General features: G+C 63.5%; 30 protein-coding genes, 1 tRNA gene and 1 pseudogene. 19 read left to right on the top strand and 13 right to left on the bottom strand.

Going from position 1 to position 24,766, the window contains the following annotated elements:
- Window positions 1–114: 114 nt before the first annotated feature.
- Window positions 115–951: a class I SAM-dependent methyltransferase gene (locus tag BLT71_RS05620; RefSeq protein WP_172829909.1), complete on the top strand. Its 837-nt coding sequence runs from the start codon at window positions 115–117 to the stop codon at window positions 949–951.
- An 81-nt stretch (window positions 952–1,032) separates the two neighbouring features.
- Here the strand turns inward: BLT71_RS05620 and BLT71_RS05615 are convergent, their stop codons facing one another.
- Both BLT71_RS05615 and BLT71_RS05610 read right to left on the bottom strand, forming a co-directional pair.
- Window positions 1,033–1,383, bottom strand: coding sequence for a DUF2516 family protein (locus BLT71_RS05615; RefSeq protein ID WP_045729886.1), 351 nt, complete (start codon window positions 1,381–1,383; stop codon window positions 1,033–1,035).
- Window positions 1,384–1,392: 9 nt separating this feature from the next.
- A complete protein-coding gene (locus BLT71_RS05610) occupies window positions 1,393–2,583 on the bottom strand; it encodes a trans-sulfuration enzyme family protein (RefSeq protein ID WP_091718319.1) in 1,191 nt (396 codons plus the stop codon).
- Between the two features lie 127 nt (window positions 2,584–2,710).
- On the opposite strand from BLT71_RS05610, the gene tmk reads away from it, so the two are divergent.
- The 7 genes from tmk (at window position 2,711) to BLT71_RS20340 (ending at window position 9,260) form a co-directional block, all read left to right on the top strand.
- On the top strand, window positions 2,711–3,409 hold the full coding sequence (tmk, locus tag BLT71_RS05605) for a dTMP kinase (protein WP_091718318.1): 699 nt from the start codon (window positions 2,711–2,713) through the stop codon (window positions 3,407–3,409).
- Window positions 3,406–4,569 carry a DNA polymerase III subunit delta' gene (locus BLT71_RS05600; RefSeq protein WP_091718316.1) on the top strand — a complete coding sequence of 388 codons (1,164 nt, stop codon included), beginning with the start codon at window positions 3,406–3,408 and terminating at the stop codon, window positions 4,567–4,569. The genes tmk and BLT71_RS05600 overlap by 4 nt, the downstream gene beginning before the upstream one ends.
- Window positions 4,566–6,131 (top strand): alpha/beta hydrolase, encoded by a 1,566-nt coding sequence (locus BLT71_RS05595; protein ID WP_091718314.1) that lies wholly within the window; start codon window positions 4,566–4,568, stop codon window positions 6,129–6,131. The genes BLT71_RS05600 and BLT71_RS05595 overlap by 4 nt, the downstream gene beginning before the upstream one ends.
- A 106-nt stretch (window positions 6,132–6,237) precedes the next feature.
- Window positions 6,238–6,310: transfer RNA gene (locus BLT71_RS05590), tRNA-Thr, on the top strand.
- 230 nt (window positions 6,311–6,540) lie between these two features.
- Window positions 6,541–7,494, top strand: coding sequence for a TIR domain-containing protein (locus tag BLT71_RS05585; RefSeq protein WP_091718312.1), 954 nt, complete (start codon window positions 6,541–6,543; stop codon window positions 7,492–7,494).
- A gap of 60 nt (window positions 7,495–7,554) precedes the next feature.
- Window positions 7,555–8,103: a DUF4365 domain-containing protein gene (locus BLT71_RS21025; RefSeq protein WP_407681243.1), complete on the top strand. Its 549-nt coding sequence runs from the start codon at window positions 7,555–7,557 to the stop codon at window positions 8,101–8,103.
- A complete protein-coding gene (locus BLT71_RS20340) occupies window positions 8,088–9,260 on the top strand; it encodes a hypothetical protein (protein ID WP_157693430.1) in 1,173 nt (390 codons plus the stop codon). The genes BLT71_RS21025 and BLT71_RS20340 overlap by 16 nt, the downstream gene beginning before the upstream one ends.
- Window positions 9,261–9,292: 32 nt before the next feature.
- Here the strand turns inward: BLT71_RS20340 and BLT71_RS21020 are convergent, their stop codons facing one another.
- Window positions 9,293–9,529 (bottom strand): tyrosine-type recombinase/integrase, encoded by a 237-nt coding sequence (locus tag BLT71_RS21020; protein WP_407681242.1) that lies wholly within the window; start codon window positions 9,527–9,529, stop codon window positions 9,293–9,295.
- 216 nt (window positions 9,530–9,745) lie between these two features.
- The gene (locus tag BLT71_RS05570; RefSeq protein ID WP_091718308.1) at window positions 9,746–11,041 is read right to left on the bottom strand and encodes a hypothetical protein; all 1,296 of its coding nucleotides are present in this window, start codon (window positions 11,039–11,041) and stop codon (window positions 9,746–9,748) included.
- A 186-nt stretch (window positions 11,042–11,227) separates the two neighbouring features.
- On the opposite strand from BLT71_RS05570, the gene BLT71_RS05565 reads away from it, so the two are divergent.
- From BLT71_RS05565 to BLT71_RS05545, 5 genes are all read left to right on the top strand, one after another.
- Window positions 11,228–12,181: a hypothetical protein gene (locus BLT71_RS05565; protein ID WP_091718306.1), complete on the top strand. Its 954-nt coding sequence runs from the start codon at window positions 11,228–11,230 to the stop codon at window positions 12,179–12,181.
- 311 nt (window positions 12,182–12,492) lie between these two features.
- Window positions 12,493–12,849 (top strand): DUF6984 family protein, encoded by a 357-nt coding sequence (locus BLT71_RS05560; RefSeq protein ID WP_091718304.1) that lies wholly within the window; start codon window positions 12,493–12,495, stop codon window positions 12,847–12,849.
- A 38-nt stretch (window positions 12,850–12,887) separates the two neighbouring features.
- The gene (locus tag BLT71_RS05555) at window positions 12,888–13,472 is read left to right on the top strand and encodes an SMI1/KNR4 family protein (RefSeq protein WP_091718302.1); all 585 of its coding nucleotides are present in this window, start codon (window positions 12,888–12,890) and stop codon (window positions 13,470–13,472) included.
- Between the two features lie 58 nt (window positions 13,473–13,530).
- Complete coding sequence (locus BLT71_RS05550; RefSeq protein WP_231994460.1) at window positions 13,531–14,181, top strand: helicase associated domain-containing protein; 651 nt, start codon at window positions 13,531–13,533, stop codon at window positions 14,179–14,181.
- Window positions 14,182–14,471: 290 nt separating this feature from the next.
- Window positions 14,472–14,717 carry a hypothetical protein gene (locus BLT71_RS05545; RefSeq protein ID WP_091718298.1) on the top strand — a complete coding sequence of 82 codons (246 nt, stop codon included), beginning with the start codon at window positions 14,472–14,474 and terminating at the stop codon, window positions 14,715–14,717.
- Between the two features lie 25 nt (window positions 14,718–14,742).
- Here the strand turns inward: BLT71_RS05545 and BLT71_RS05540 are convergent, their stop codons facing one another.
- Together BLT71_RS05540 and BLT71_RS05535 are read right to left on the bottom strand one after the other, a co-directional pair.
- Entirely contained in the window at window positions 14,743–15,141 is a 399-nt protein-coding gene (locus BLT71_RS05540; RefSeq protein ID WP_091718296.1) for a DUF4259 domain-containing protein, read from the bottom strand.
- Window positions 15,142–15,198: 57 nt separating this feature from the next.
- Window positions 15,199–15,597 (bottom strand): hypothetical protein, encoded by a 399-nt coding sequence (locus tag BLT71_RS05535; protein ID WP_157693429.1) that lies wholly within the window; start codon window positions 15,595–15,597, stop codon window positions 15,199–15,201.
- Window positions 15,598–15,667: 70 nt separating this feature from the next.
- On the opposite strand from BLT71_RS05535, the gene BLT71_RS05530 reads away from it, so the two are divergent.
- A complete protein-coding gene (locus BLT71_RS05530) occupies window positions 15,668–15,967 on the top strand; it encodes an immunity protein Imm33 domain-containing protein (protein ID WP_091718292.1) in 300 nt (99 codons plus the stop codon).
- A gap of 52 nt (window positions 15,968–16,019) precedes the next feature.
- Complete coding sequence (locus BLT71_RS05525; protein ID WP_231994458.1) at window positions 16,020–16,919, top strand: DNA/RNA non-specific endonuclease; 900 nt, start codon at window positions 16,020–16,022, stop codon at window positions 16,917–16,919.
- A gap of 33 nt (window positions 16,920–16,952) precedes the next feature.
- Here BLT71_RS05525 and BLT71_RS05520 read toward each other — a convergent pair whose 3' ends face one another.
- Entirely contained in the window at window positions 16,953–17,198 is a 246-nt protein-coding gene (locus BLT71_RS05520; protein WP_231994456.1) for a hypothetical protein, read from the bottom strand.
- A 130-nt stretch (window positions 17,199–17,328) separates the two neighbouring features.
- Here BLT71_RS05520 and BLT71_RS05515 point away from each other — a divergent pair, with 130 nt between their 5' ends.
- Complete coding sequence (locus tag BLT71_RS05515; RefSeq protein ID WP_091718290.1) at window positions 17,329–18,408, top strand: hypothetical protein; 1,080 nt, start codon at window positions 17,329–17,331, stop codon at window positions 18,406–18,408.
- Between the two features lie 58 nt (window positions 18,409–18,466).
- Here the strand turns inward: BLT71_RS05515 and BLT71_RS05510 are convergent.
- From BLT71_RS05510 to BLT71_RS05490, 5 genes and pseudogenes are all read right to left on the bottom strand, one after another.
- A pseudogene (locus BLT71_RS05510) lies at window positions 18,467–18,714 on the bottom strand (PspA/IM30 family protein); the annotation flags it as partial.
- Window positions 18,715–18,760: 46 nt separating this feature from the next.
- Window positions 18,761–19,252 (bottom strand): hypothetical protein, encoded by a 492-nt coding sequence (locus BLT71_RS05505; protein ID WP_091718288.1) that lies wholly within the window; start codon window positions 19,250–19,252, stop codon window positions 18,761–18,763.
- A complete protein-coding gene (locus BLT71_RS05500; protein ID WP_091718286.1) occupies window positions 19,249–19,680 on the bottom strand; it encodes a DUF6896 domain-containing protein in 432 nt (143 codons plus the stop codon). The genes BLT71_RS05505 and BLT71_RS05500 overlap by 4 nt, the downstream gene beginning before the upstream one ends.
- The gene (locus BLT71_RS05495) at window positions 19,677–20,915 is read right to left on the bottom strand and encodes an ABC transporter permease (protein ID WP_091718284.1); all 1,239 of its coding nucleotides are present in this window, start codon (window positions 20,913–20,915) and stop codon (window positions 19,677–19,679) included. The genes BLT71_RS05500 and BLT71_RS05495 overlap by 4 nt, the downstream gene beginning before the upstream one ends.
- Window positions 20,915–21,844 carry an ABC transporter ATP-binding protein gene (locus BLT71_RS05490; RefSeq protein ID WP_091718282.1) on the bottom strand — a complete coding sequence of 310 codons (930 nt, stop codon included), beginning with the start codon at window positions 21,842–21,844 and terminating at the stop codon, window positions 20,915–20,917. The genes BLT71_RS05495 and BLT71_RS05490 overlap by 1 nt, the downstream gene beginning before the upstream one ends.
- Window positions 21,845–21,967: 123 nt before the next feature.
- Between BLT71_RS05490 and BLT71_RS05485 the strand changes: the two genes are divergently transcribed.
- The 3 genes from BLT71_RS05485 to BLT71_RS05470 all read left to right on the top strand — a co-directional run bounded on the left by BLT71_RS05485 (window position 21,968) and on the right by BLT71_RS05470 (window position 23,594).
- Window positions 21,968–22,582: a T6SS immunity protein Tdi1 domain-containing protein gene (locus BLT71_RS05485; RefSeq protein ID WP_091718280.1), complete on the top strand. Its 615-nt coding sequence runs from the start codon at window positions 21,968–21,970 to the stop codon at window positions 22,580–22,582.
- Between the two features lie 308 nt (window positions 22,583–22,890).
- The gene (locus BLT71_RS05475) at window positions 22,891–23,139 is read left to right on the top strand and encodes a hypothetical protein (protein ID WP_157693428.1); all 249 of its coding nucleotides are present in this window, start codon (window positions 22,891–22,893) and stop codon (window positions 23,137–23,139) included.
- 269 nt (window positions 23,140–23,408) lie between these two features.
- Window positions 23,409–23,594: a hypothetical protein gene (locus tag BLT71_RS05470; protein WP_091718273.1), complete on the top strand. Its 186-nt coding sequence runs from the start codon at window positions 23,409–23,411 to the stop codon at window positions 23,592–23,594.
- A 130-nt stretch (window positions 23,595–23,724) separates the two neighbouring features.
- Here the strand turns inward: BLT71_RS05470 and BLT71_RS05465 are convergent, their stop codons facing one another.
- Window positions 23,725–24,657, bottom strand: coding sequence for an endonuclease NucS domain-containing protein (locus BLT71_RS05465; protein ID WP_091718271.1), 933 nt, complete (start codon window positions 24,655–24,657; stop codon window positions 23,725–23,727).
- Window positions 24,658–24,766 lie beyond the last annotated feature (109 nt).

The following is a 24,766-nucleotide window of genomic DNA, read 5'->3' as shown; positions in this document are numbered from 1 at the left end:
AGCCGAGCAGTGTTGCCGCCCGCCCAGCGTTACAGGCCAGGGACGGACAACGTCACAAGGCAGCCCGCACTCCGGCTGGCGCCCAAGCCGTGGCGGCGGCGATACAGTGGGGCGGTGGTGCAAAAGGCTGAACGGGTGAGTGGCCCCGGGACCACCGGCAGGAAGTTGACCGGCCGGCCGGTCGGGAACGTCACCCGCGGCACCACCAACCCCAACCGGATGCGGCGGGTGGACCGCTGGCTGGCCGGTCCCCAGGCCTGGCGGCTCCGCCGGGCCGCAGACCCCCTGGTTGTGGACCTGGGCTACGGTGCGACGCCGGCCACCTCCGTCGAACTTTTTGAGCGGCTCTCCGCGGTCCGTCCGGACGTCCGGGTCTGCGGGATCGAAATCGAACCGGAACGGGTGCGCGCTGCCCTCCCCCTGCAGCGGCCCGGCCTCAGCTTCCATGTGGGCGGTTTTGAGCTTCCTGTCCCCGGACGCCCCGCCCTGGTCCGGGCCTTCAATGTGCTGCGGCAGTATGAGGAGGCCGATGTTGCCGGGATCTGGCGCCTGGTTCAGGGCAGGCTGGCCCCTGGCGGGCTCTTCATTGACGGCACCTGCGACGAGATCGGACGCCGGGTGACGTGGGTGGCACTGGACGCGGAGCGCCCGCTGTCGCTGAGCATGTCGGTCCGGTTCGGCAGTTTTGACCTGCCCTCCGACGTTGCCGAACGCCTCCCCAAAGCCCTGATCCACCGGAATGTTCCCGGCGAACCGATCCATGCGCTGATGCAGGCCATGGACAAGGCGTGGCTGGAGTGCGCCCCGCTGGCGTCCTTTGGAAACCGGCAGCGCTGGCAGGCTATGTGCAGGGCGTTGCGCGACGCCGGCTGGCCGGTCCAGGACGGGCCGGGCCGGTGGCGGCTGGGCGAGCTGACGGTGGACTGGGAAGCAGTGGCACCGCTGCCGTGAGCCTCATTTACGAGGCGGCGGACGGCGGGTTCCCTCGGGCCGTACCAGGGATCCCTGCCTAACAGCCCGGGTGGACCGGGGTTACCAGGGGCCGTAGGGCCCCATGTTGCGGCTGCCGCCCCGGCCTGCGTCCTTGACTGCAGGGCGGACGTCGGCCAGGTAGACCGACGCGGCAACCACGGCGGCGAGGCCGAACAGTCCGAGGGTTCCGAAGATGCCGCCGCTGGCGAAGAGGGAGATGACGCCCACCAGCGCGGCGCCGCCGGTCAGGGCGAGCCAGAAGCCCTTGGTCCGCTTGCCGGTCGCCTCAAAGGCGTTGGCCTTGTGGCGCGCGCAGTCTGCCAGGGCCCACAACTCCAGCCCCAGGGCAACGAGGGCAAGGATAAAGAACACTGCCTGTTCAACAGGCCGAATAATCAGTTCACCGTCCACAAGCCCAGCCTAGCCGCCCAGAGTGTCCAACGCCTGCTCCAGGTCGGCCCAGAGGTCTTCCACGTTCTCAATGCCGATGCTGAGGCGGACCAGGTTCTCAGGCACGCTGGCCGGCTCCGCGGTGTGCCGCCGCCTGCGTTCGATCAGCGATTCCACGCCGCCCAGCGATGTGGCCGGCAGCCACAGGTTGACTGCCTCAACGGCCTTGTCGGCCGCCGCTGCGCCGTCCAGTCCGCCGGCGGGCGCCACCTGGATGCAGATGATGGAGCCAAAGCCCTTCATCTGCGCCGTGGCCCGTTCATGACCGGGATCGTCCGGCAGGCCCGGGAAGCGGACCGATTCGACCCTGGGGTGGGCGTTCAGACGTTCCGCCAGGACCCTGGCGGACTCCTGGGACTTTTCTATGCGCAGCGCCAAGGTGCGCAGGCCGCGCAGCGCAAGCCACGCCTCGAAGGGCCCGGCGATCGCTCCGTGGATGGTCCTGTGGTGCAGGAGGGCTGAGCGGATGTCCGCGTTGGAGGTCACCAGGGCGCCCAGGACCACGTCCGAGTGGCCTGCCAGGTACTTGGTCACCGAGTGGAGTACGACGTCGGAGCCGAGGGCGAGCGGCTGCTGCACCAGCGGCGTCGAGAAAGTATTGTCCGTGACCACGATGGCGCCCAACGCGTGCGCGGCTTCTGTCAGCGCAGGAATGTCGGCGATTCCCAGCATGGGGTTGGTAGGGCTTTCCAGCCACAGCATGGCGGCGGCCTTGGCATCCGGCCCACCCGGGGCGAGGGCCGCTTCGACGGCCCCGGTATCGGCAATGTCCACGGTCCGCAGCTCGATGAACCCCTTCTGGGCCAGTTCCGCGGCCATGACAAGGGTTCCGGAGTAGCTGTGGTTAGGCATCACCAGCACTCCGCCGGAGGGGATCAGCGACAACGCGGAGCTGACGGCAGCAAGCCCGGACGCGTAGAGCAGGCCGGGCAGGTCCGCTCCCTCGAGCTGGCCGAGGGCCTCCTCGAACGGGTCCCAGGTGGGGTTGGAGTACCGGCCGTAACCACGGTCTCCGGGGCCGAGCGGGCCTGTCCCGTAGTACGTGGAGGACAGGACCAGCGGCGGGTTCACCGGCTGGTCCCGTTCCCGCGGCGGGCGGCCCGCGGCCACTACTACGGTTTCGGCGGACAGGCCTGCGGCCTGCTGTTCGGAAAGACTCATGGGGACAGCGTACTGTTCGTCCACTGACCGCCGGAAAAGCCCGCGCGAAGCGTGAGACGCCGTGAAACTGTCCACAAAGCCCATGGCCGGGACACTGATTGTCCCGGCCGATCGGTAGGCTTGAACAGTGAACAAACAGAGTGCCGGACTTTTCATCGCGTTCGAAGGCGGCGACGGCGCCGGCAAGTCCACCCAGGCGGCAAGGCTCGCCGAAGCACTCGAAAGCCGCGGCCTTACAGTCCTCCGGACCCGTGAACCCGGCGGCACTCCCATCGGCGAAAAGCTCCGGTCCCTGGTTTTGGACCACGGCCATGGCCACATCGACGCCCACACGGAAGCCCTGATCTTCGCGGCATCAAGGGCCGCCCACGCGGGCCAGGTGATCCGCCCGGCGCTGGAGCGCGGCGACATTGTGCTGACCGACCGGTATATCGACTCCTCCGTCGCGTACCAGGGAGCCGGCAGGGACCTCGGCATGGATGCAGTCCGCTCGCTGAACGAATGGGCAACTTCCGGCCTTCAGCCCCACCTCACCGTCCTGCTCGATGTGGAACCGGAAGTCGGCAGGACCCGGCGCACTGCGGGCGACGCAACGGAGGACCGCCTGGAATCCGAAGCTGACGAGTTCCATGCCCGCATCCGGGACGCCTTCCTTGACCTGGCTGCGGCCCGGCCGGCGTCCTACCTGGTGCTGCCTGCCCGGCTTCCGGTCAATGACCTTGCCGCGATGATCCTCGATCGCGTGGTCGGCCTGCTGGAAGCACACGGGAACGAACCAGCAGGTGCCGCACCCGCTGCCGGCGCGCACGGCGGCGGCACCCCGTGACCGTCTGGGATGACCTCCAGGGCCAGCCGGCCGTCGTCGACCAATTGCGCCAGGCTTCCAGCGGCGAAGGCCTGACGCACGCGTGGCTGTTCACCGGCCCGCCGGGATCGGGGCGCTCCAACGCCGCGAAAGCCTTCGCGGCCGCCCTGAACTGCGACCAGGAAGACGTGAACCTGCGCGGCTGCGGGCAGTGCCACGCCTGCCTGACCATCCTGGGCGAAACCCATTCGGACGTGACGTTCGTCCGGACGGAAAAGCTCACCATCACCATCGACGAAGCCCGCGACCTGGTGGCCACCGCCGGCAACAGGCCATCCGCCGGACGCTGGCGCATCATCGTGGTTGAGGATGCGGACCGGATGGCCGAGAGAACCACCAACGTCCTGCTCAAGGCCATCGAGGAACCGACGCCCCGGACGGTCTGGATGCTGTGCGCCCCCTCGCCGGCCGACGTCCTGGTCACCATCCGGTCGCGCTGCCGCAGCGTGGCGCTGCGATTGCCGCCCGCGGCCGACGTCGCGGAACTCCTGGTGAAGCGCGACGGCGTCGATCCCGCGGTGGCGGAGCGGGCAGCCCGGGCAGCCCAAAGCCACGTGGGGATCGCCCGCCGGTTGGCGCGGGACCCTGCTGCGCGCGAACGCCGGCTCGAAACTGTCAGGTTTCCGCTGGGCCTGCGGGGTGTCACCGCGGCGGTCATGATGGCGGACAAGCTCGTAAAGATCGCCACCGCCGAGGCAAACAGTTCCAATGAAGAACGCGACGCCGCCGAGAAAGCCGCCTTGCTCGCCACCCTCGGCGCACCTGAATCCGGCACCCTTCCGCCTGCCATGCGGGCGCAGGTCAAGCAGCTGGAGGACGACCAGAAGCGGCGGGCCAAGCGGTCCATTACCGATTCCCTGGACCGCACCCTCACTGACCTGATGTCCTTCTACAGGGACGTCCTGATCATCCAGATGGGGAATGCCGTTGAGCTGGTAAACGTTGAGCTCAGGGGTGAACTGGAGGAATTCGCCTCCCGTTCCACTCCGGAAGTCACGCTTGCCCGGATGGACGCCATCAACAAAGCCCGCGAACGCATCACCACCACGAACGTTGCCCCGCTGTTGGCCATTGAGTCCATGGCAGCCAGCCTGATCCAGCCTTCCAAGGAGACCCGATGACTGCCCGCCCCCTGCCCGTACGCCGACGACCCCTGGTGTCCGCGGCCCGTGCCGCCGGGGCCATGGCCCTTGCCCTGGTGCTGGCGTCCTGCAGCCTCATCAACGGGGGCGACCGCCAGCAGGAAACCGCCACCGCAAAGGCAGATCCCTCCATCGTGGCGTCCGCGCCCGCGGGGCTTGAGAAGTTCTACTCGCAGGAAATCGTGTGGGAGCCATGCGAAGGCCAGTTCCAGTGCGCCAAGGTCACAGTGCCCATGGACTATGCGGCTCCCGACGGCGAAATCATCCAGCTGGCCGCGCTGCGGGCTTCAAGCACTGGCAAGAAGACCGGAAGCCTGCTGGTCAACCCGGGCGGCCCCGGCGCATCCGGGTATGACTTCGTGAAGGACGCGGCAGCCACCCACTTTTCCCAGCCCGTCCGTGACGCCTACGACCTCGTCGGTTTCGACCCCCGCGGCGTTAAGCGGTCCGCCCCGGTGACCTGCATGACGGACGCGGAACGTGATGCGGCAAGGGCCAAGATCTACGACCTGGAGACCGACGCCGGCCTCGCGGCGGCCCGGGCGGACAACAAGGTCATCGCCGAACAGTGCGCTGAGCAGACCGGCCCGTCAATGGCCCACATCGATACGCAGAGCGCAGCCAGGGACCTGGACATCCTCAGGGCCGTGGTTAACGACACGAAGCTGAACTACCTGGGCTACTCCTACGGGACATTCCTCGGCTCGACCTACGCACAGCTGTTCCCGAAGAACGTAGGCCGCATGGTGCTCGACGGTGCGCTGGATCCCTCCATCAGCAATGAGGAACTGACCAGCGGCCAGGCCGTGGCCTTCGAAAAAGCGGTCCGCACCTACGTGGCCAGCTGCCAGCAGCAGAAGGAGTGCCCCCTTACCGGCGGAGTGGACGGCGGCGTCCAGCAGATCCGCGACCTGATCAACGCCGTGGAGCAGCAGCCCCGCACCGCCAAGGACGGCCGGGTGGTCAACGCCAATATGTTCGTCAGTGGCCTCATCACGCCGCTGTATAACGACCAGAGCTGGCCCGCCCTGACCCAGGCCCTGGACGCGGCGATGACCGGGGACGTGAGCCTGATGCTTCGCCTGTCCGACCTCGGCGCTGACCGGTCCACCAACGGAAGCTACACGTCGAATTCGACGTTCGCCTTCAACGCCATCAACTGCCTGGACTACCCCATGGACTCCGATCCTGCGTCCATGCGGGCGGAGCAGCAGCGGCTGATGCAGCAGTCCCCCACCCTGGGTTACTTCTTCGCCTACGGCGGCATCAACTGCGCCGACTGGCCGTACAAGAACGTGCGCACGCCTGCACCCGTCCAGTACACGGGTGAGTCGCCGATCGTGGTCATCGGCACCACCGGTGATCCCGCCACCCCTGTGGAATGGGCGTCGTCGCTGCGGAAACAGCTCGGCAACTCTTCGCTGCTGACGTGGAAGGGCGAGGGCCACACGGCCTACGGCAGGGCCAACAGCTGCCTCGAGGACAAGGTGGACAGCTACCTGGTCAGTGGACAGGTTCCGGCCGACAACACGGTGTGCTGAAGGCCTCACCCGCGGCAGCGCCCGCCATTTTGACCCGGGCGCGGAGACTCCATTACAGTTGACTCTTGCATGAAGCGCCCGGATTCTTCCGGAAATTTCGTGCGGTGCTTCCTTAGCTCAGTCGGTAGAGCGTTTCACTCGTAATGAAAAGGTCATCAGTTCGATTCTGATAGGAAGCTCGGGACAAACCCCCTAGAAATCAAGGTTTCTGGGGGGTTTTTCGCTGGCTTGTGGACAAGCGGGGAATCTTATGCATTCCCCGCTTTTTCGTTTGATTCCCGGCTTGTTCGTCACTTTTCCGTCACCAACGGAAACACCCTTCCGCTGCCGTTCGCTACGCCCCGCGCTGGCGCCCGACCCGAGGACAGCCCGGGACTGATTGGACCTGGCTCCGTATAGGATCATTGACATGGTGGGACCAACGAAGGATTCAAACGGGCAACAGCTCCAGAACGCCGTACTCAAGTACGTGACAAAAACGTTCGAGGAACCCGACTGGATCGAAATCGGGATTGAAACCGGGACTCTCGAGATCATACAAGGACACGACCGGTTACTTCGTGCTCTGAGTTGGGGCGATCCCGACTACCCGACGCATGCTGTCGACGTGACAAAGAAGATACTGAAGTCGATGGGCAACGGATCTATGCCCGACCTTGACCAAGTCAAAGTCGCGTTCCCCCGCTTCAAGGAGTGGTTGAAGCAAAATGATCTTGCGATGTATTGGAAGGTGTTTGGCCCAGCCCCTGCCTCCCCTGAAAAGAAGAGCGGTCAGCGAGAAACCGCTACCTCATTAGAGGACGCTGCACCGTGGGCTGCGCCCTGGGACAAGGACATCGCTACGGCTGCACCCAAGTTGCCGAAAGAGAGTACTCCAAGCGCCACTCAGTGGGAGCCGTCTGCCAGCGCTGAGCCGGTGACAGCCAAGGAAGAACCCGAGATTTTTATTGTTCACGGGCATGACCACGATCTGCGTAACGAAGTTCATCTCTTTCTTCAGCGGGTCACAGGAACGAACCCTGTGGTCCTCGACTTTGAAGCAAGCGGGGGCAAGACTCTGATCGAAAAGTTCGAGGCCAAGGCATCCAAAGCCTCGGTGGCAGTCGTTCTGCTTACGCCCGACGACATAGGAGCGGCAAAATCTTCTTCCGCCGACCTTCAGCCCCGTGCACGCCAGAACGTGGTCTTCGAGATGGGGTTTTTTGTAGGATCACTAACTCGCAGCCGTGTGATCACCATTAACGATGGCGTCGAGACACCGTCTGACGTCGCAGGACTGGTCTACATACCACGTTCCGCGCCCAACTGGTACGAGAAGCTCAGGAAAGAGCTGGTAGCAGCTGGAGTTAAACTCATTGCGTAGCCTGGGTCTACCCTTCAGCGTCCTCCCATTCAGTCAAAGCTGCAGCTTCAACCAGTGCTGATGTCAACTCAACAATTGCAGGGGTACCACAGCGGCGTTCAGGGCCACTTTGCCGAACAGTATGTGCGGGCACTAGCCAGTGCAGCGGGGTTCGGAGTCGGCAAGCAGGACCCCGAGCCGGTTGGTGTGGACCTTTCCATCAAGTACACGAGACGCCACGACATCCCTTGGCCGTCGCAGACAATAGAAGTCTCCGTAAAGTCCACGAAGAACCCAATTTACGGGCCCGATGGCAGCTTTCAGTACGACATCAAAGCTGAGGCCCACGATGTGCTGTGCGGAACTTACCCAACTGACTTCGATATTCGGAGATACCTGATTGTGGTTGTAGTCCCACCCTCAAGGCGAGACTTCGCGTCAATGGAGAGTGACGGCCTTAGGCTCAGTCGGGAGGCCTATATTTTGGACCTGATGGGGCGTCCCCCGATTGGACCCTCCGCAACGCAGAGCAGATTGTCGTTCCCACCGGATAGCCTGCTCACCCCGTTGAAATTGTCGGAGTACTTGTTCGATCATTCAGGAAAGGCGCAGCAATGGGCCAGCATGTAGTGAATCGACAGGTCCTTGCCAACATCCCATTGGCAAACTTTACTGCTTACCTTCTGACACACGGTTGGCAAGAAGTCGACGGCGACGTTGCAGGGTCCTATTGGACGAGAGCCACCGACGACGAGCAGCCGCAGGGCTGGCTACCTAGCAATCCTGAAGTCAAGACGTTTGTGGATAGGATTGCTCAGCTCATACAGGTCATTGCTAAGGCCGAAAGCCGGGACGTCGACGATGTCGTACGCGATCTCGTTGACTTAGAGCGTGACATCCAAGAAGTTCGCACATTCCCGTTTGGCGCTCCTGGGAGTATGGGTCTGAGCGCTTCGGCGGAGTCGGTCCAGGGCCTGCGAAAATGGGTCGAGAGCTCGGCTACCGCTGTTGCCCTTCAGGAAAGTTCCGCTGTGCTACCTCGGCGGCGACCGCCAGAGGCCACCGCCCTAGTTCGGGCAACAGAGATGCTGACTCCGGTGGCCGGGAGCTTCATATGGAGACTATCCGTTCCGCTTAGCGATCATGCAATGCCTGAACAGTACCCCTTCGTGTTGCCCGGCTCGGATTTACGACTGGAAGATTACTCCCGCCGCACGACCCTACACCTGCTTAGGAGCACACAGGCCGCTGCTAATGCCGCCTCAGAGGCCATAGCATCTGATGTTGGACTTGAGGCGTTCAGACGGCGCATTCCTGAGGGCATAAGCGCCGACCTATGTGAGGCGCTTTCGCAAACGTCGGCGGACGGCCTCACCCCATTGGAGTTCAGCTTCAAGTGGTCCGCCCGTCGGCCAGTCACGACAACGGCATCAAAGCTCGCTGTCTCGCAGGATCAGTTGGAGATTATTGCCTGGGCTGGCAAACAACTTCGTCAAGAAGCAGTTGAAGAAGATGTGACTGTTAGCGGTCTGGTTATCAGACTCTCAAGGACCGGCCCTTCAGATACCCCGGGCAAAATCACGATCGCAGGAAGCGATGTTGCGAATCCAGGTGGGCCTCTGGCGCACTTCTGGGTTGAACTGACTGCCGAGGACTACCAGCGCGCTTCTACAGCACATCAAGAGTATTCGGAAGTTCTGATCACTGGCGATTTGAAGCGAACCGCACGAAGAAGGGAACTTCTAAATCCTCGCGCATTCAGGCTCCTCGCTTCGCAACCTGACTGAGAGAGAACACGGGCAACGTCGTACCCCGCCGCCTAAACCAACGAGTGCCTAGACCTGTCGTACCTACGTGTGGTGCGGGGATCGGCATGGCCCATGCTGTCCTGGAGGTCATGTAAGGCCGTCCCGGCGTCGAGCGCCAGCGTGACGAACGTGTGCCGCAGTGAGTGGGGACTGATTCGCCCCTTAATACCGGCAAGACGTGCCAGCCGTTGCACGGCCACCTTTCCATCCTTGCCACCCTTGCGCCGGATGCTCAGCGTCCGATGCATCGTCACGTGCATAGAGGGGAGCACGTCGCCCCGCCTGGGTGAGGCTGCGCCTCAAGAAGACCCATCAGAAAGTGTGTAACCAAACATGAAGGGGAAAGACCTGGCCGACCTCATGGTCACTCTCGCCACCCTCGCAACCGTCCCCGAGATGGACGGGTGTAGGTGGTTGGGGAGGGGCGGCCTCATAGCTGGAGCGGAGAGACCGCCAGCCGTCTGCTACCAATGTTCGTGAGGTTCAGGAGGCACCATAAAGTGCCTCCACGAGGGGTCGGACCCCGGGCCGCCGGCGGGCACTTTCGGTCCATCGAATTCCCAGCGGTCGTTCGGAGCTTCGATGGCTCCGATCGCGAAGACCCAGCCGGTGACCGTTCTCCGCCAAGCCCACCACCCCTGACCATCCTTGGCAACATGCATAGTTATGGCTGCCTCGTTGGGCAGCCCTCTTGAAGCAAGTGCCTCAGGGCCGAGGGCATCGATAAGGTCTGCGCGGTACCGGCCAAGATTTCGATAGTTGCCGGCTTGGCAGAAATGTAAGTAGCTGAGGGCTCTAATTGTTTGCTCAAATTCCCTTTGATCTAGCCGTTTGCAATTGCCGTCTGTTCCAGCCACACCCGCGTTATCCAAGAGACGCTGCTGCTTGTCGGCCAGTTCCTGTCGTCGGGTAATCTCATGGACACGGCCCGCATCGAAGGCAGCCGAAGCTGCGCGCCAACTAGATGTTTCCGCCATGACCATACGTGTCCGGGGAGTCACCGCTGCAATCTTTTCTACGCTGAAGGCAGTTCTTGCAAGGAGTGTAATCACTGGCCGAGCCAGGGGAGTTTTGGGAGGGCGTACCGCTTTCATGTGGGACGCCGCGGACTCGTAGGCGGCATACAACGTAAGTCCATACAGGAATGGTAAGAATGCAGCTGTCAAGCCAATCGGCAGAAGAAACTTCTTAGCCTCGCCTCCGAAGTCAATTCTCGACCACTGGGCGGTGATTTCGTGGGCGCTGTGAATGACAACGACAACCACCAGGAGCCCAATAAGGACGTTCAGGATACGCCGTGCCGCGGCGTACTGCTGGCCCGTGGCTGCAAAGGCAGCCACTGCTGAGAAGAGCAGGAAACCGCCTTGGAGCAGAATCTCGCTAATGAGTGAGAAGGGGTACATGTCCACCACGAATTGGACTGCGACGGGTACTGTTACAGCGCTCACCGCAAGTTTGCGAAAGTAGCGCGGTTCCTTCATCGCTCGCGGAACGCGCATGAAGTTTATCAAGGCAATGGTAAGAAACCAGACGATGGTTGGAGTGATCAGCTTTGCTTCCCAAACACCCATACCTATGAGGACTGCAATTACTCCACCCGTGTAGATAACCATGATTAGGAATGGAACAAAGATGCGGTGTCCAAAAAAGATCCGCAACAGGCCGGGCACTGACCGCCGCGAAGCCGGGACCAGCAGAAAAAGCATAAGGAATGCAGCCAGCCAGATAGCGAGCGCCCACTCACGGTTATTCACTTCCACGCCGCTGATCCTACTTCCCGTGACCGACAGTTGCCGCGCCGGCAACTGTCCCGCGTGTTAGCCGTTGTTTCTACTGACCGTGCCTCGAATGCTGTCATCGAATCTCTTACCAGTAGCATTTGCTTGCAGGGACGGCGCGATCCCGGCATAACACCGGACCGTTCTTAACTTCTCAGGGGGAAATTCGTGGTCAACTTTTGGTGGGTAAATCAAGGGCAGAGCTACAAGTGGGAGTCCGCCCTGGGAATCATGTGGGCGCCGTACGTCAACGAGGACGGTAGAAGTCAGCATCACTGGGAGCGCATGGACCGGGTTAGGCCAGGTGACATTGTAATCAACTACGCTGATACCCAAATCCGCTCCGTAAGCACCGCGCTGACCGGCGCTCGGCCTGCGGCCAACCCACATGTTGGCCTTACGGAACTGGAGTGGGAAAGAGACGGCCGGGAGGTCAAGCTCCGGATGCAGGAGCTTGAGGTCCCGCTACCCTTGAGTGACATTCCGGAGGCCCTCCGGAGGGCGTGGAAGTCTTACGGGAGCCCTTTCAACATCAAGGGCGGTGTCAACCAGGGCTACCTATTTGAGCTGCCCAGGGCAGCAGGGCTATGGATTATGGACGTGCTTAGCTTGGTCGCCGAACCTGGTGACGATCTTTCAGACCTTGCCGCAGACAATGATGAGGATGAGGCTGACGCTGTCATCGTTGTGGGAGCCGACGGGACCGTGGTAGTGAAACTGAGGGCCGAGCATAACCAGCTGAAAAAGCACTTGTTCGGTGGCAAGCAAGACGGCGAGTGCGCGCTGTGTGGAAAGTTGCTCCCCAAGGGGCTTCTCGTCACGTCGCACATCAAGAAGCGGGCGGAATGCAGCCCCGTCGAGCGCGTGGACAAGCGAGTCGTCATGGCCGCATGTGCGCTGGGGTGTGACGCCGTCTTCGAGCGCGGGTACATCAAGGTGAATCCGGCCGGTGTGATAGAAGTGGGTCCGCGGCAAGCGGCTACCGAACACCTTTCTGCGTTCGTGGCTGACCTCGTGGGAAAGAAGGTTGCAGCCTTCGGTCCCCATACGGCGAAGTACTTTGCCTGGCATTCCAAATGGCACGCCGGTAAAGCCCGACGTGGCGTTCCGGTGCTGCGGTAGTTCCGAAGGTCACGTTGCAGGCACCCCGCATTGCGTTTGGAGTTATCTCGGGCTGCCGGAAATTTCAGGCAGCCCAGCAGCTTCGAGGGTCAGGCTTGGCGTTGGGGCGTTGAAGTCATCGAATTCGCCCGACCCTTCCTTCCACGATGACTGGTGTGCGTCCGCGGCAAGGTCACGCTCGACGCCGGCGAAGAGCTCAGCCGTGCCAGCGAAGACATCCAGGCCCTGTTCACAGCACGGCAGTAGCAGACCCCTGAACGGGTCAGCATAATGTGCAAACTCTGCGCGCGGGCCAACCATAGGATTTTCAGATGACCCTCAGACCGCTTCTCCCAGGCGAAATTGTCGTCGCTCAAGCACTGCTTGAGCGCACGGGCCAGCCGCAGTGGAGTGCTTTAGATCTCTCCGCTTTGCTCGTAAGTGACATGGAGGACGGCGGCATGGGCAGCCTGCAGTTTCATAGCAGCAAACCGTACCGGGAGTACGGACGGACGCTCGCGGAGGGTTGGTTCAAAGACGTCGACAACTTCCCGGTCCAGGTTGCCCTGAATCTGGACACGGATGACGACGTCTACGAACTCGACAGCTGGAAGGTGGACTTTTCCCCTCGACGGAGGCTGCCCAAAACGAAGGCCGACATAGTGTCGGACCCTGCAGAGCTGGCTTAGCGACTCGGGGCGGAGACTGCAGCTGCTAGGTTCGACCTATGCCTGCTGATCTCGACAACTCTCTGCCGGAGCTTCTCGGGCATCTCTCCATCCTCAGCCGGCCTGTCACCGGAGTGCTGCAGGCCGGTCTGCCTGAACGGGTCCTGTTTGAAAAATCCGTCATCGCCGGACTTGTCTTGCCCGACGATGTCATCAGACTCTACGCGTGGCGCGATGGAACCCTGGACTATCCCGGCGCCATGCTCGACGACATCCACATCATCCCGGGCTTCTACTTCCCCAACCTCGACGAGACGCTCGCTAACCATGCAGTTTTCCGTGACGACACCCGGTGGGACCCGGCGTGGCTGCCGCTGCTGGCGAATGGGGGTGGCGACTTCATCGCAGTGGACTGCTCTGGCACCCCAGGCAGCTGGGGGCAGGTACGCCACTTTATGCTGGGCGAACCAGAACATCCCGTGCTTTACCTGTCCGTTTCGTCGATGTTCGAGACCTTCGTTGAGGCCTTCAACAGGGGAATCTTCTTCCTGCACCCCTCCGGCTACCTGGACGCGGATGACGACGCCTATGCACAACTGGCACGGATGATGAACCCGGAAGCGCGGGGCTGGGATGCCTACTAACCGCGCAGACGGGAGGCGAGCCTCATCACTAAAACGCACCGCCCCCGACCCGGAGTGGGTGCAGACGTACCGCCAGGGCACCCCGACCTCAACGATCGCCGCGGCCGCCCGGGTTGCCGAGACCACGGTCCGGTATCACCTGGCTATCGCCGCCAGAGAGGATCCCCGGCTTCGAGCCGCCCACCGGGCTGCTGCGCGGCCTGCGACCCGGGTCACCGCCGCCGGCCGGCGGAACCTGGACGATGTTCTGGCCCTGTACCGGACCGAGGGACGCCTGCCCACCAAACGCACGCCAAGGGAGCGAGCGTTGGCGATCTGGCTGGCCCGCCGCCGGGAGGGCGACGCGGCGGGCATCCCCTCCCCCGACTATGCTGCGGCGCTGGACGAGATTCCGAACTGGCGGAACCCGCCCACGAAGCAGGCCGACGACGCCGCCCGCTGGGACCGGCGCCTGGACGAGGTCGCCGCCTGGCTGGCCACCGGCAACGATCTGCCCCGGCACCAGAAGACCGACGACCAGGAAGAACGGACCCTGGGCGTCTGGCTGCACACCCAGCGCATCGACGACCGGGCCGGCCGCCTTGCCGAGACCAAGGAAACCCGGCTCAACGAGGCCATTCCTGGGTGGCGGGTGGGTCGGCCCCGTGGTGGCTACAAAGGTCGGCGGCCGACCACGCTGTCATCCCCGGATGGCCCACGTCGCAACTAGTCACAATGGTAGGGAACTGAGAGACTGCGGCATGGGGAAAACGCAGGTAGACCCGTGCTTTCGGAGTTCTCGGGCACAGGTCTTGGGCGTCATTTTGGGCGTCTGCCTGATCGTGCCGCCGCTGATCCGTCTCAGCGAGGGCACTGGACCGGCGTCGACTGGGTATTCGTCATCGCCGGCGCTGCATTCACGATCTTCTGGCTCTCGATGGCCGTCCTCGGGTGGCGATCGAGGCGCAGCGGCACCCATCCTGAACAGTGAGCCGGCAGCACGGCCTCACGAAGGCCTTAGTGAAGATGTCGCAGACGCCGATCGATGAGTTTCTTGCCGGCGAGGCGAATGACTACATTCGCGCGCAGCTGCTGACAATCATTGAGCAGCGGCAGGCCGGACGGCAGTACCTGACGTACAACACCTTCAATGTGCTGCTGGACGTCGATGCAGGCACGGCCATCGTGGAAGACGAGCTCGACGTGGACCGCCAGAGCGTTGTCTCGCTGAGCCACTTCGAAACACTCCTACGGTCAGCAGACTGACAAGCCTCGACGCCGCGCCCCACAACTACCGCAGGGCAGCGCGCAGTCGCTCGGACAGGTCGTCGACGGACTCGCGCCATTCGGGTTCGTCGGCGTCGTCCCAGAGTTCAGCCAGTTCGGACTCCTCCCCCGCGACCCGTTGGACGGCTTCCAGGGCGAGCTCCACATCCTCGGCGGTGATCCCCCGCCCGTGCGCGGTCACCCAGTCGGCGACGTTCTCCGGAAGGTTTCCCGCCGGTGTCCCCTGGCTGGCGGCGATGACCTCGGCGGCCGCCACAGCGACACTGCCTTCCGGGGCTTCCACATAGCCATCCCCTACCGCCGTGACTGCCCTGCGAACGAAATCCGTGTCCCCGCCATCGAGCTCGTCCATCCAGTCCAGCGCGTCGTCGTTCTCAAACGGCAAGAAGCCCCATGCACCCATCAATCGCCCCTTCTCGGTTTCCGGTGACACCACTATGGCAGAGAACACCGTGCCCGCTTAGAACTTCCATACGGCTTTCGAGGGCGAGCCGCACGGCCCATCCTTAACCGGGGGATCCCAGGGGATAGGGTCCAGTGTTTTGTCGGCCACGACCGCCTGGGACGCAGTGTCGTAGACCGTCAGCCGCACGGCACGGACGCCGACCTGCATGGCCACGGACGTGTGCATCGCGGCACTGTAGCGGTGTCCTGCCTGGTACTGGGTGCAGGCATCCTGGTCGGCCCGGTCCAGGCATGTCACCTCATATTCGAGACCCGCGGTTCGAGGAAACATGGTGAAGTCCAACTCCAGGGTGCTGTAACGCATCATCGCGTCGCAGGAAACATTCCCGCAACCCGCCAACAGGGAACCGGCCACCAGCGCCGATGAGAGTGCATAACCCGCCGACCGTCGCATAGCCTCACCCTAGCCCGGCGCGCGACAGAACAGCCCGGCTGCGGAACACGGTTAGGGCACAATTGCAGGCATGGGGGATGAACTGATGGAGGTACTGGGCGCTTCCCGCTCTGTCATAAGCGGCGAACTGGACTGGCCGCTGCATGGGCTCCGGCACCCGCCCGAGGCGAACACCTCCGGCTGGTATGTGTGGACCGGCGAATTGTCGCCCGACGCGGACTTCTTCCAGCCCTGGCATGCAGCCCACCTGGTCGAGCGCTGCCCCCAAGTTGAAGGCTTCCTGCAGATGCCGCCCGGTTCACGGTTTCTGCTCGCGCCCGGGTACGTGGACGTCTGGGACGACCCGGCATTGCTGGACGTAGCAGAATGAGGGTGGACCGACCGTGCAGCCCACCGTCATGTGCGGCTGGTAGGGTCCGGGCATGGACGAACTCATGACGCACGAGGCACAGGTCGGCACCGCCCGGGACCTGGCTGGCCGTGCCGGGTACGACGCTGGTTTCCTCGGCGTTCCGGTCCCAATCCCTGCGCTGCCAGGCGTGGAGACCGTCCTGCTCCCGTACACGCATTTCTCGGTGCTGATGCGCCCGGACAAGCGACTGGCCGCGGTGACTGCTCTGGCTATGGACGGGCAAAAGCTGATGGATCTGGACCGGTCCGGCATCCAGTGGAGGCTGGACCCGCGCCTGCCCGGGGACCAGCAGACCGGCGAACGGGTGTACGCCCGGAACGACCTGGACCGCGGCCACCTGGTCCGCCGCGCCTCCGCGGTGTGGGGCGACACCCTGGCTGAGGCCGCCCAGGCGAACGAGGACACCTTCTACTACACGAACGCCGCCCCGCAGGCGGCCAAGTTCAACCAGGGCATGGAACTCTGGCTGGGGCTGGAGTCCTACCTGCAGGAGAACGCAGCGGACAACAGCAGGCGGATCGTCGTGTTCACCGGGCCGGTATTCAGCGAACACGATCCGGCCTACCGGGGAGTGGACATCCCGCTGCGCTTCTTCAAAGTCGCCGCGTTCCTCCACCACGGCGAACTGGCGGCCACCGGCTACGTCGTGGACCAGACACCCCAGCTCGATGACCTGCCGGACATCCCCCGCCCAGGAGTCACCGATGACGCTCCCCCGCTGGGCCCGTTCCGTACCTTCCAAGTACCCATCCGTGACGTCGCAGCCCTCACCGGGCTCGGCCTGGACCAGCTGGTGGCCGTTGACAGGATGCCGATCGCGGCGGCCCTGCCAAGCGCCCGGGTGACCGAAACGTGGCGGGAACTCCACTCCCTCGAAGACCTGGACCTGGACTTCGACCTCGCCGAGTAACAGCAGGTTCCAGCTGCCTGGTCCGCCCTGCTACTACCCCGGCAGGGAAAAGAAGCTGGCCGGGTCGTCGGCGCCGAGCAGGTCATGGCGAAAGGGGATGGCGTCCACCGGCCGGGTGTCCACGAACAGGACAGCGACCGTCCGGGAGTGGACGACGGTGTACCGGGTGGGCCCGTCCAGCCAAGAGTGAATACCGGTGAACTCCTCGACGAACAACCCGTCACCGAGCAGCCCTCGCTCATCAAGCACGTCGAAGACAACATTCCAGGCGAGATCCATCAGTTCATGGATGGCCGCCTCCACCGTTGGAGCCGTAATACCCCCCCATGGTGGACCCGGGCCCCGACAAGATGACGGACGTGGCTTGCGTGTCTCCTCGATGGGCTTCTGCAGGTTGCAATAATGGCTTGTGCTCAGCGAACGAGAGATCAATTTTTCCTACGACTATCGGATGCGGTGTGAAAATTGCCCGGCCAGTAACCTGCTGTCCGCCGAGAGCTATCACTCGCTCTCTGGGACCGGAGTAACGACCTGCTCGAGCTGCGGTCACGATTTCAACTTCGGTCCTAGGGTTATCGATGTCAGAGACCCCGAAGATGAGGCTCTCGACGCATCCAAAATTCCGCAACTCTTCTGGTACCACACAACAACAGATCCGGAGTGGCCCCAGGCTTTATGGGAGCTGCCAGAGAAAGAACTCCGGCACCTTCGCCGAACGGCTCAGTGGCCCGAGGAAGAAATCGAAAGGCACCGCCGGATCTACGAGAACCAGGCCCTGCACGTCGGCACATACGAAGCAGCGATCGAGTCGATGCTGCGCCGGATAAATGAACAAGGCGACCGAGGATCGGTCTTTTACCTATACCGGGTTCGGCTGCGGACTGACCTTCGCATCGCCCCAAATTGGCGAGACGAAAACCAGGAGCAAGCGGCCAAGATCACACGGATGGACCTCGCCGCCGAGGAATGGGATGGGCTCAGGTACTTGAACGCCTATGAATCTATGGGCAGCATCTCGCTTGCACTGGTGCGGACTGCCATTGAGTCAACGCAGCGGATCCGCCTGCCGATTTCAGGGCAGGTCGGACCCCCCAGCGATGCACTGATGGCGAACATACGCAGTTACCGGCAGAGAGTTCAGGACATACGGGCTACGTCCGCCGACAGGCCCCCGAGCGCTCTGGACGAGCTGCGGAGACGGGCCGCGGAGCGCCAAGGAACCACACTGCATACGCCGTTTCCTCCTGAAATCCACGTGGTCCTGAAGGAGATGGAGGACTACCTGTCGGACCAGTATCTAGCGGAAGTTTCACCAGTTGTCAGGAGCGACTTCCTGCGCGCCGTGGGCAGACCCACTGCAATGTCCGATGACGAGGCCTATGGCAAGTGGCTCAAAGAGTTTAGAGACATGGCCATTCTCCTCACCCGCGCCGGCGATGTCCTGAAAGCACTCGACGACCAACCGTTGCAAGAAGTAGGCACCGGATAGCTTGGCCTTGTAGAAGCCCCGGACAATTTGAGTACAGGGGCTTTGGCGGGCGGCCGTCTCAATAGTCGATGGCCTTCCGGTCCATGGACTTGAGGGCAGCCAGTCGTGCCTCCACTTCGGTCTCCTTGCCGAGGCCTTCGAGGGAGGCGAACTGGGCGTCCAGTGATGATGCGGCGAGTTCCTGCTGGCCGCGGACGGTGGCTTCCTGGCGGCGGATGTTCTCCTCGCACCCGGCCAATGGCCGACGTCGGGGTCCCCGGCGCCCAGGGCTTTGAGGCCGTCGATGACCTGTGATGACGGCGAAGAAGTGCTGCCATCTGGTTCCGTTGGTCCCGGACTGGCCGTAGTGGGCTCACGCGGAGTCGTTGCTGTCGCGGCGGAAAGTCAGCCGGTCCGCGCTGTCCGGGTCGCCCAGCCACTGATACAGGCTTCTGCCATCTGTAGGTCCCATGACATAGAGCCAATACCCCCAGGGCCTGTTCTCTATGTCTATGCGGAAGTGGACAATCCGATAGTCGTCGCCGGCGGGGCCTTGGTCTTGCTCAAGGGCCCACGTGCCGTGGTAATCCGTTCGGCTGTTCCAGTCCAGACTCAGCGTGGACGCGAAACCGTCGAAGACGCCGTCTGGGACTCCGGTCCAGTCCGCCGTACCGTCGGGCCGCAGTTCGAGCTGGGTCCGTTTCCCCTGTCCGTGGTCGGTGTGCCAGTTTCCTTCGACTTGAGCGGCCTGCACGTCGTTAGCGGGTATGGGCACCTCGAACAATGAACAGCCGGTCAGCAGCATGCCGCACACGACAAGGCCCAGCGTCGTGACCGCCCGCCGCCGGCTGATGTTCAGCCTCATGATTCCGGCCTCGTGACGTCGTACCGGCGGTGCGAGAAGGTGAACTTGTCCTCTTCCAAGGTGACCACTGACGGTGCCTGGTGCGCTGCAGCCCTCAGCCCCTGCTCGGTGACGGTCTCGTCCCCCGTCGAGTGGGCGTACATCAGGAGCCGCCACGAATTAAACACGGCCCGCCCGTCCCAGTCCCAGTCGACGTCCACGTCTTCGCCGGTGTCCAGTTCGAAACGGCACCCGATGCCGTGCAGATGGAAGGAACCCACCCCCTCAAGGACGCCGGACCTGACCGGGTCACTTCCATCCCGTGGCACGAGCCACAGGCCGGTCCACACCGTCGGCCTTTCGTTTCCTCCGTACACCGTGAGCAGGGCATCCAGGCACCGGGACGTCAGCCGGACGAACGAGTCGATGATCGCTGCCGGGTCGCTCATTTGGCGGCGATTTCGTTGCGGCGGAAGGTCCCGGCGATGGAGAGCTTCTTGCCGTAGCCGATGGACCCGTAGCGGAACAGGTGGACGGCCAGGCGCAGGATGAGGATGCCGACGATGAAGAGTTCGGCGATGACGATCCCGGCCTCAAGCGGGCTCAGGGTGCCGAAGCCGTTGCGGAGCAGGGCGGTGACCGGGGCGGTCAGCGGGAAGTAGGTGAAGATCTGCACGATGAGGGCTTCGGGGTTGGAGATGACCAGGCTGAATGTGTAGAAGGGGATGAACATCATTGCCATCAGCGGGCCGAAGATGGTGCCTGCTTCCTTGGCGGTGGGCATGACCGCCCCGATGGCGACGAGGACGCCGGTGAACACGGTGAACCCGCCGAGCAGGAGCAGCGCCCCGGTGATCATCGGGCCCGGTTCGAAGACCAGGGCGGACAGGTCCATGTCCGGCAGGGCCAGGGAGTCGCGGAAGAACAGGTACGCGAGCCCGACTGGGGCGAGGAACACCAGGATCTGGACGAGCCCGACGGCGAACAGGGAAATGATCTTCCCCGTGATCAGGGTGGTGGGGTTCAGGGTCGTCAGGATCATCTCGGTGACCCGGTTTTCCTTCTCCTCCAGGGTGGAGTTCAGCATCTGGTTGGAGAGCAGAATCATCGAAATGTAGAAGACCACCAGGAACAGCAGCGGCGGGATGACCCCGCCGATGCCGGCGGCGACCTTCCCGTCCTTGAAGGTTTCGGCGTCGAACTTCACGGTCTCCGTCAGGGCCGCCGTCAGCCTCGGTGAGCCGACCTGGTATTCGGCCGAGGCCTCCAGCAGCTGCTTGGCCACCGCCTCATACTTGCCGTTCTCGAACATGCCCACGTCGGCCCCGTAGATCTTCACCGGCTCCTTAGTCGGGTCCGCCGGGTATTGGAAGTACGCCTCGTTGGTCCCGTTCCGGACGGCCTCGATGGCGGCGGCCGGGTTGTCGGTGTAGGTTCCGCCGGCGACCTTGGCGCCGGGGGACATGATGATGCCCGAGGCGTCGCTGTACGTGAAGGCGAACCGGGCGTCCTTCTGGGCCTCCGCACTGTCCTTCGTGCTGGCGTTGGACGCGAACACCAGGGCGAAGACCACGATCAGGATGACCGGGATCGCCAGGGTCGCAATGGCGAAGCCCTTCTTCTTGATGGTGCGGACGAATTCGAACGAGACGACGGTGCCGAGGTTGTGCCGTGCCAGTGCCATTACGCCTCCGTCAGTTCGTTCTGCTCGCCGTAGACCTTGATGAAGATCTCGTCCAGGGAAATCCGGGCCGGGGTGAAGGACCGGATCCCGGCACCGGACTCCACGAGCTCGCGCAGGACCGCGGCCTCCCCCGCCCCTGGCCGCGGGGCCAGCTCGGCGTGGCCGTCACTGTCGGAGACGACGTCGTACAGCCCCGAGGCCGGCAGGACTCCGTCGTAGGCCACCCGGCAGACGGTGCCGCCGAACTCCTCCTGGACTTCCTCGACCGTGCCGTACGCCCGGGAGACGCCGTCTTTGAGGAGGATGACCCGGTCGCAGAGCCGCTCGACCTCTTCCATCTGGTGGGTGACCATGATGACGGTCGCCCCGGCCCGCTTGTGCTCTTCGATGATGTCCATCAGCAGCCGCCGGTTCACCGGGTCAAATCCCTTGGTCGGCTCATCCAGGATCAGCAGCTCCGGGTTGTTCATGATCGTCACCCCGAGCTGGACCTTCTGCTGCTGGCCGCCGGAGAGCTTATCCAGCCGGACCTTGGCCTTGTCACCGATCCCGACCCGCTCCAGGTACGACTCCGACCAGGCCCTGGCCGCGGCCTTGGACAGACCCTTGAGCCGGCCGAAGTAGACCATCACATCCAGGACCGATTCCTTCTTGTACAGTCCGCGCTCCTCAGGCAGGTACCCGAGGCGGGCACCGTCGCGGGGCTGGAAGACCTTCCCGCCGATGTGCAGCGTCCCCGCCGTGGGCTGGTAGATGCCCAGCAAGGCCCGCAACGTCGTGGTCTTCCCCGACCCGTTCGAGCCCAGGAACCCGAACGTCTCCCCCGCCCGCACGTCGAACGACAGGTCCCGGATGACCGTGATGTCCCCGAAATCCATCCGGAAATCCTTGATGTGTACGAGCGGCTCCGCCGCGTCCCCCAAGCTCATGGATTGAAGCCTATCTGTGGCAGGAACAGTCCTTACGTGTAGGCATGCGTAGGGGGCCGCCTGCCACCCGTCGAATGCCTCAGCGGATAGAGTGAGGCACCACCATGGGGAGGAACGACATCGATGTACGAACGGTTCGCCAACGGATTCACCGCCACATCACAGGAGCCGCGCCAGAACACCAGCGCCGCCGCTCCCGGGATCCTCACTGGCTTGTTTAATACCTTTGGCGGCACGACTTTCGACGGTGGCATCTACCGGATCCACAACGACGTTTCATCGAAAGCTGCCTCAAAGACAGCTGCTGAAGCGTACCCGGGATTCCAGACGGAGACGTTCTGTTTCGGATTCGATTGGCTGGGCCGCCAATTCGCCTTGGACTTCCACCGGGGAACCCCGGATGACCCGGAAGTCATCCTGCTGGAGCCCGGCACCGGTGAAGCCTTGGAGGTACCTGTCCCCTTCTCCAAATTCCACGACGACGCCCTCTTCGAATACCGCGACTCGTGCCTGTTCCCAGATTGGTTCGCCGAGTGGCGTGCGGCCGGAGGAGCTGCACCCGCGTTTACAGAGTGCATCGGGTACAAGCAACCCCTGTTCCTCGGCGGCGAAGACGCCACAGACAATCTGGAACTGACCGACATCGACGTCTACTGGTCCATTGCAGGGCAGATCCTGAATGCCACACGCCACCTCCCGGACGGTACCCCCGTCTCGTACCTGGGCATGGCCACCTAACGAGCCGGAGCCCTGTCGGAGTAAAATTGGGCCTCCAAAGGCAGGGAAGAGGCCGCCATGCTCGACTTCATGCAACGCCGATTTCGGTCCGCCGTACACTTCCCGATGAGGTCCGATGGGTATCTCCGCGGGATGAGGATCAGCAACCACGTCGTGGGTGTTGGCGCGTTGGCTCTGGCCCTGCTGTGGAATGGTGGTTGGCAGACAACCGTATGGGCCCTCGTTGGACTCGGCTGGTTTGTCCAGTCGTCATTGGCTGAGAAGGAACTCCGGCGCCGCACCGATACGACCGGAAGGTGAGGCCGCTCATGCCCGGCACACACCACTACTTCCGGACAGCGCTGCGCTTCCCGAAACGGTCCACCCCGACCCTGCGGACGATCAAAACGTCCAGCGTCGTCGGCGGGCTCATCTCCCTCCTGCAGGCAGTAATTTGGGCTGGCACCTGGCATACCGCTGTCTGGGTCGTGCTCACCCTGGGCTGGTTCACGCAGACCTACTACGCCGCCAAGGAAATCCGGCGCCGTGCCGGCGAAGCTCCCGGACCTCACCCGTAGCAGGCAGACGTGTCGGCCGGACGCGGACATACTTGCAGGTGCTCTGCCGCCTCTTAATACGTAGCGACCACTCATGCGCGTCACCTCTGCGCATCAATACCCTGTGGTCAGGGTCGGCGGCGAGGGCGCCGTTGAGACCGCGGGGCCTCCCCCAGCCGCCGCCGACCCGACGATGTGCCCCACGCGCGCAGCCGTGGTCTCCGCCACGCTAGGCTCAGTTCAATGAACCGGGCACCACGAGCCCGACCGCGGGAAGGATCCGGGGGGTCATGTCTGTCGTCGTGATCGCAGGACTGTGTCTGCTGGCAGGGGGTGGCCTCCTGTGGCTCCTGTCCGCGCCTATGGCCCGGGTCGGAGCCAGCCGGCGAAGCCTCCTGATCGTACGGTTCGTAGCCACGGCGTGGCTTGCCATGGGGGCCGGACTCATCATCTACGCCATCACCCAGGGGAAATAGGGTCAGCTCCCCGGTGTCTCCCGGCATCCACCCAGTCTTCCGTCCTACGGCGATGGCAGGGCCCGCGGCGGGGATGGCTACCTGAGACCGGCGGTTCCACCCAGCCGCCGGCCACCAAGCCTTTTCGCTCCTATCTGGCTTCCTCAAGGTGGAATTCGACCCGGTACCTCATGAACCGGATGTTCCTCGTCATCGACAGGGCCCGGCGGATCCTCAGGTCGTCCTCCTGGGCGATGATGACCCCCTCCACGGACTGGCCCGGTTCAAGCAGTGCATCCTGGACGTACCCCATGTAGCGCTGGATCTGGCCGACGACGGCATCACTGGCCCGGCCACGCTTCAACTCGACGACCAGCAGCCGGGACCGGTCCTTGCTGATCGCCAGGATGTCCATCGGGCCCGTATCGGACGGGTACTGCTGGCCGACCGGCTGCCCGTCCTCCGCGTAGATGTCGAACTCACGGCCCAGGGAGGTGCTGGCCCAGTTGTGGACCAGGAACTCCTCAAGCTGCTTCTCCAGCTGGAACGCCAGCTGCTCCTGCACCTCTGAAGCGATCGCCTGAACCACCGGCTGGCTTGCCTCGGTCAGCTGGGTCAGGGTCGCCAGCTCCGCGGCGTGCGCCTCCAGCTGGAAGACCGTCATCGGCACCGCGGCCGTCGACGCCAGGGTCGGGCTCATGTCGTCCCGGTTTATCGAGCCCTTCCAATCCACCGGCCGCCGGTGCGGCAAGTCCGTGCCGGGATGATATTCATAGCCGCCAGCCACAACCCCGTACTGGTAGGTCCGGTCAGGCTTCGGCGCCAGCACCAGATCCCCTTCAGCGATGCCCTCCGACGCCGCCCACAGGTTGCCCATCGCCAGGCCTACCGCCACGCGCGGCTTCTCGGGGTACATCTCCTGGTAGATACCGTTCATCGCCCCGCGGAACACCTCCGCTCCCCCGCCCAAGTGCGGCCGGATGTCGTAGTCACCGATGAAGTCAACTCCGATGTAGCCGCTGCGGATCATCTCGTCGGCGAACTGTCCGCCGCGACCCTGCCGGACCACCCACGCTGCTGCCATTGCTCCCCCTGTTCGCTACTCGTTGCAGGCACTGCAGTTGAACGTATCAGCAAGCGGTAACAGGTCAAGTTCAAGCCGAGGCCGTGTTCAGGGTGCGGTCAAAGCCGCT

The organism is Pseudarthrobacter equi (assembly GCF_900105535.1).
In the GTDB taxonomy this organism is placed as follows: Bacteria; Actinomycetota; Actinomycetes; order Actinomycetales; family Micrococcaceae; genus Arthrobacter; species Arthrobacter equi.
The sequence above is the reverse complement of the archived record's forward strand: the minus strand, read 5'-3'. Positions and strand labels throughout refer to the sequence as shown.

What these genes read in the sequence shown, in the direction of transcription:
- BLT71_RS05610 (WP_091718319.1), bottom strand. Translation starts at nt 2,583, where the DNA reads ATGAGTCTTTCCGAACAGCAGGCCGCAGGCCTGTCCGCCGAAACCGTA.
- BLT71_RS05595 (WP_091718314.1), top strand. Translation starts at nt 4,566, where the DNA reads ATGACTGCCCGCCCCCTGCCCGTACGCCGACGACCCCTGGTGTCCGCG.
- BLT71_RS05585 (WP_091718312.1), top strand. Translation starts at nt 6,541, where the DNA reads ATGGTGGGACCAACGAAGGATTCAAACGGGCAACAGCTCCAGAACGCC.
- BLT71_RS21025 (WP_407681243.1), top strand. Translation starts at nt 7,555, where the DNA reads ATGTCAACTCAACAATTGCAGGGGTACCACAGCGGCGTTCAGGGCCAC.
- BLT71_RS20340 (WP_157693430.1), top strand. Translation starts at nt 8,088, where the DNA reads ATGGGCCAGCATGTAGTGAATCGACAGGTCCTTGCCAACATCCCATTG.
- BLT71_RS21020 (WP_407681242.1), bottom strand. Translation starts at nt 9,529, where the DNA reads ATGCATCGGACGCTGAGCATCCGGCGCAAGGGTGGCAAGGATGGAAAG.
- BLT71_RS05560 (WP_091718304.1), top strand. Translation starts at nt 12,493, where the DNA reads ATGACCCTCAGACCGCTTCTCCCAGGCGAAATTGTCGTCGCTCAAGCA.
- BLT71_RS05555 (WP_091718302.1), top strand. Translation starts at nt 12,888, where the DNA reads ATGCCTGCTGATCTCGACAACTCTCTGCCGGAGCTTCTCGGGCATCTC.
- BLT71_RS05540 (WP_091718296.1), bottom strand. Translation starts at nt 15,141, where the DNA reads ATGGGTGCATGGGGCTTCTTGCCGTTTGAGAACGACGACGCGCTGGAC.
- BLT71_RS05535 (WP_157693429.1), bottom strand. Translation starts at nt 15,597, where the DNA reads ATGCGACGGTCGGCGGGTTATGCACTCTCATCGGCGCTGGTGGCCGGT.
- BLT71_RS05530 (WP_091718292.1), top strand. Translation starts at nt 15,668, where the DNA reads ATGGGGGATGAACTGATGGAGGTACTGGGCGCTTCCCGCTCTGTCATA.
- BLT71_RS05525 (WP_231994458.1), top strand. Translation starts at nt 16,020, where the DNA reads ATGGACGAACTCATGACGCACGAGGCACAGGTCGGCACCGCCCGGGAC.
- BLT71_RS05520 (WP_231994456.1), bottom strand. Translation starts at nt 17,198, where the DNA reads ATGGATCTCGCCTGGAATGTTGTCTTCGACGTGCTTGATGAGCGAGGG.
- BLT71_RS05505 (WP_091718288.1), bottom strand. Translation starts at nt 19,252, where the DNA reads ATGAGGCTGAACATCAGCCGGCGGCGGGCGGTCACGACGCTGGGCCTT.
- BLT71_RS05500 (WP_091718286.1), bottom strand. Translation starts at nt 19,680, where the DNA reads ATGAGCGACCCGGCAGCGATCATCGACTCGTTCGTCCGGCTGACGTCC.
- BLT71_RS05495 (WP_091718284.1), bottom strand. Translation starts at nt 20,915, where the DNA reads ATGGCACTGGCACGGCACAACCTCGGCACCGTCGTCTCGTTCGAATTC.
- BLT71_RS05490 (WP_091718282.1), bottom strand. Translation starts at nt 21,844, where the DNA reads ATGAGCTTGGGGGACGCGGCGGAGCCGCTCGTACACATCAAGGATTTC.
- BLT71_RS05485 (WP_091718280.1), top strand. Translation starts at nt 21,968, where the DNA reads ATGTACGAACGGTTCGCCAACGGATTCACCGCCACATCACAGGAGCCG.
- BLT71_RS05475 (WP_157693428.1), top strand. Translation starts at nt 22,891, where the DNA reads ATGCCCGGCACACACCACTACTTCCGGACAGCGCTGCGCTTCCCGAAA.
- BLT71_RS05470 (WP_091718273.1), top strand. Translation starts at nt 23,409, where the DNA reads ATGTCTGTCGTCGTGATCGCAGGACTGTGTCTGCTGGCAGGGGGTGGC.
- BLT71_RS05465 (WP_091718271.1), bottom strand. Translation starts at nt 24,657, where the DNA reads ATGGCAGCAGCGTGGGTGGTCCGGCAGGGTCGCGGCGGACAGTTCGCC.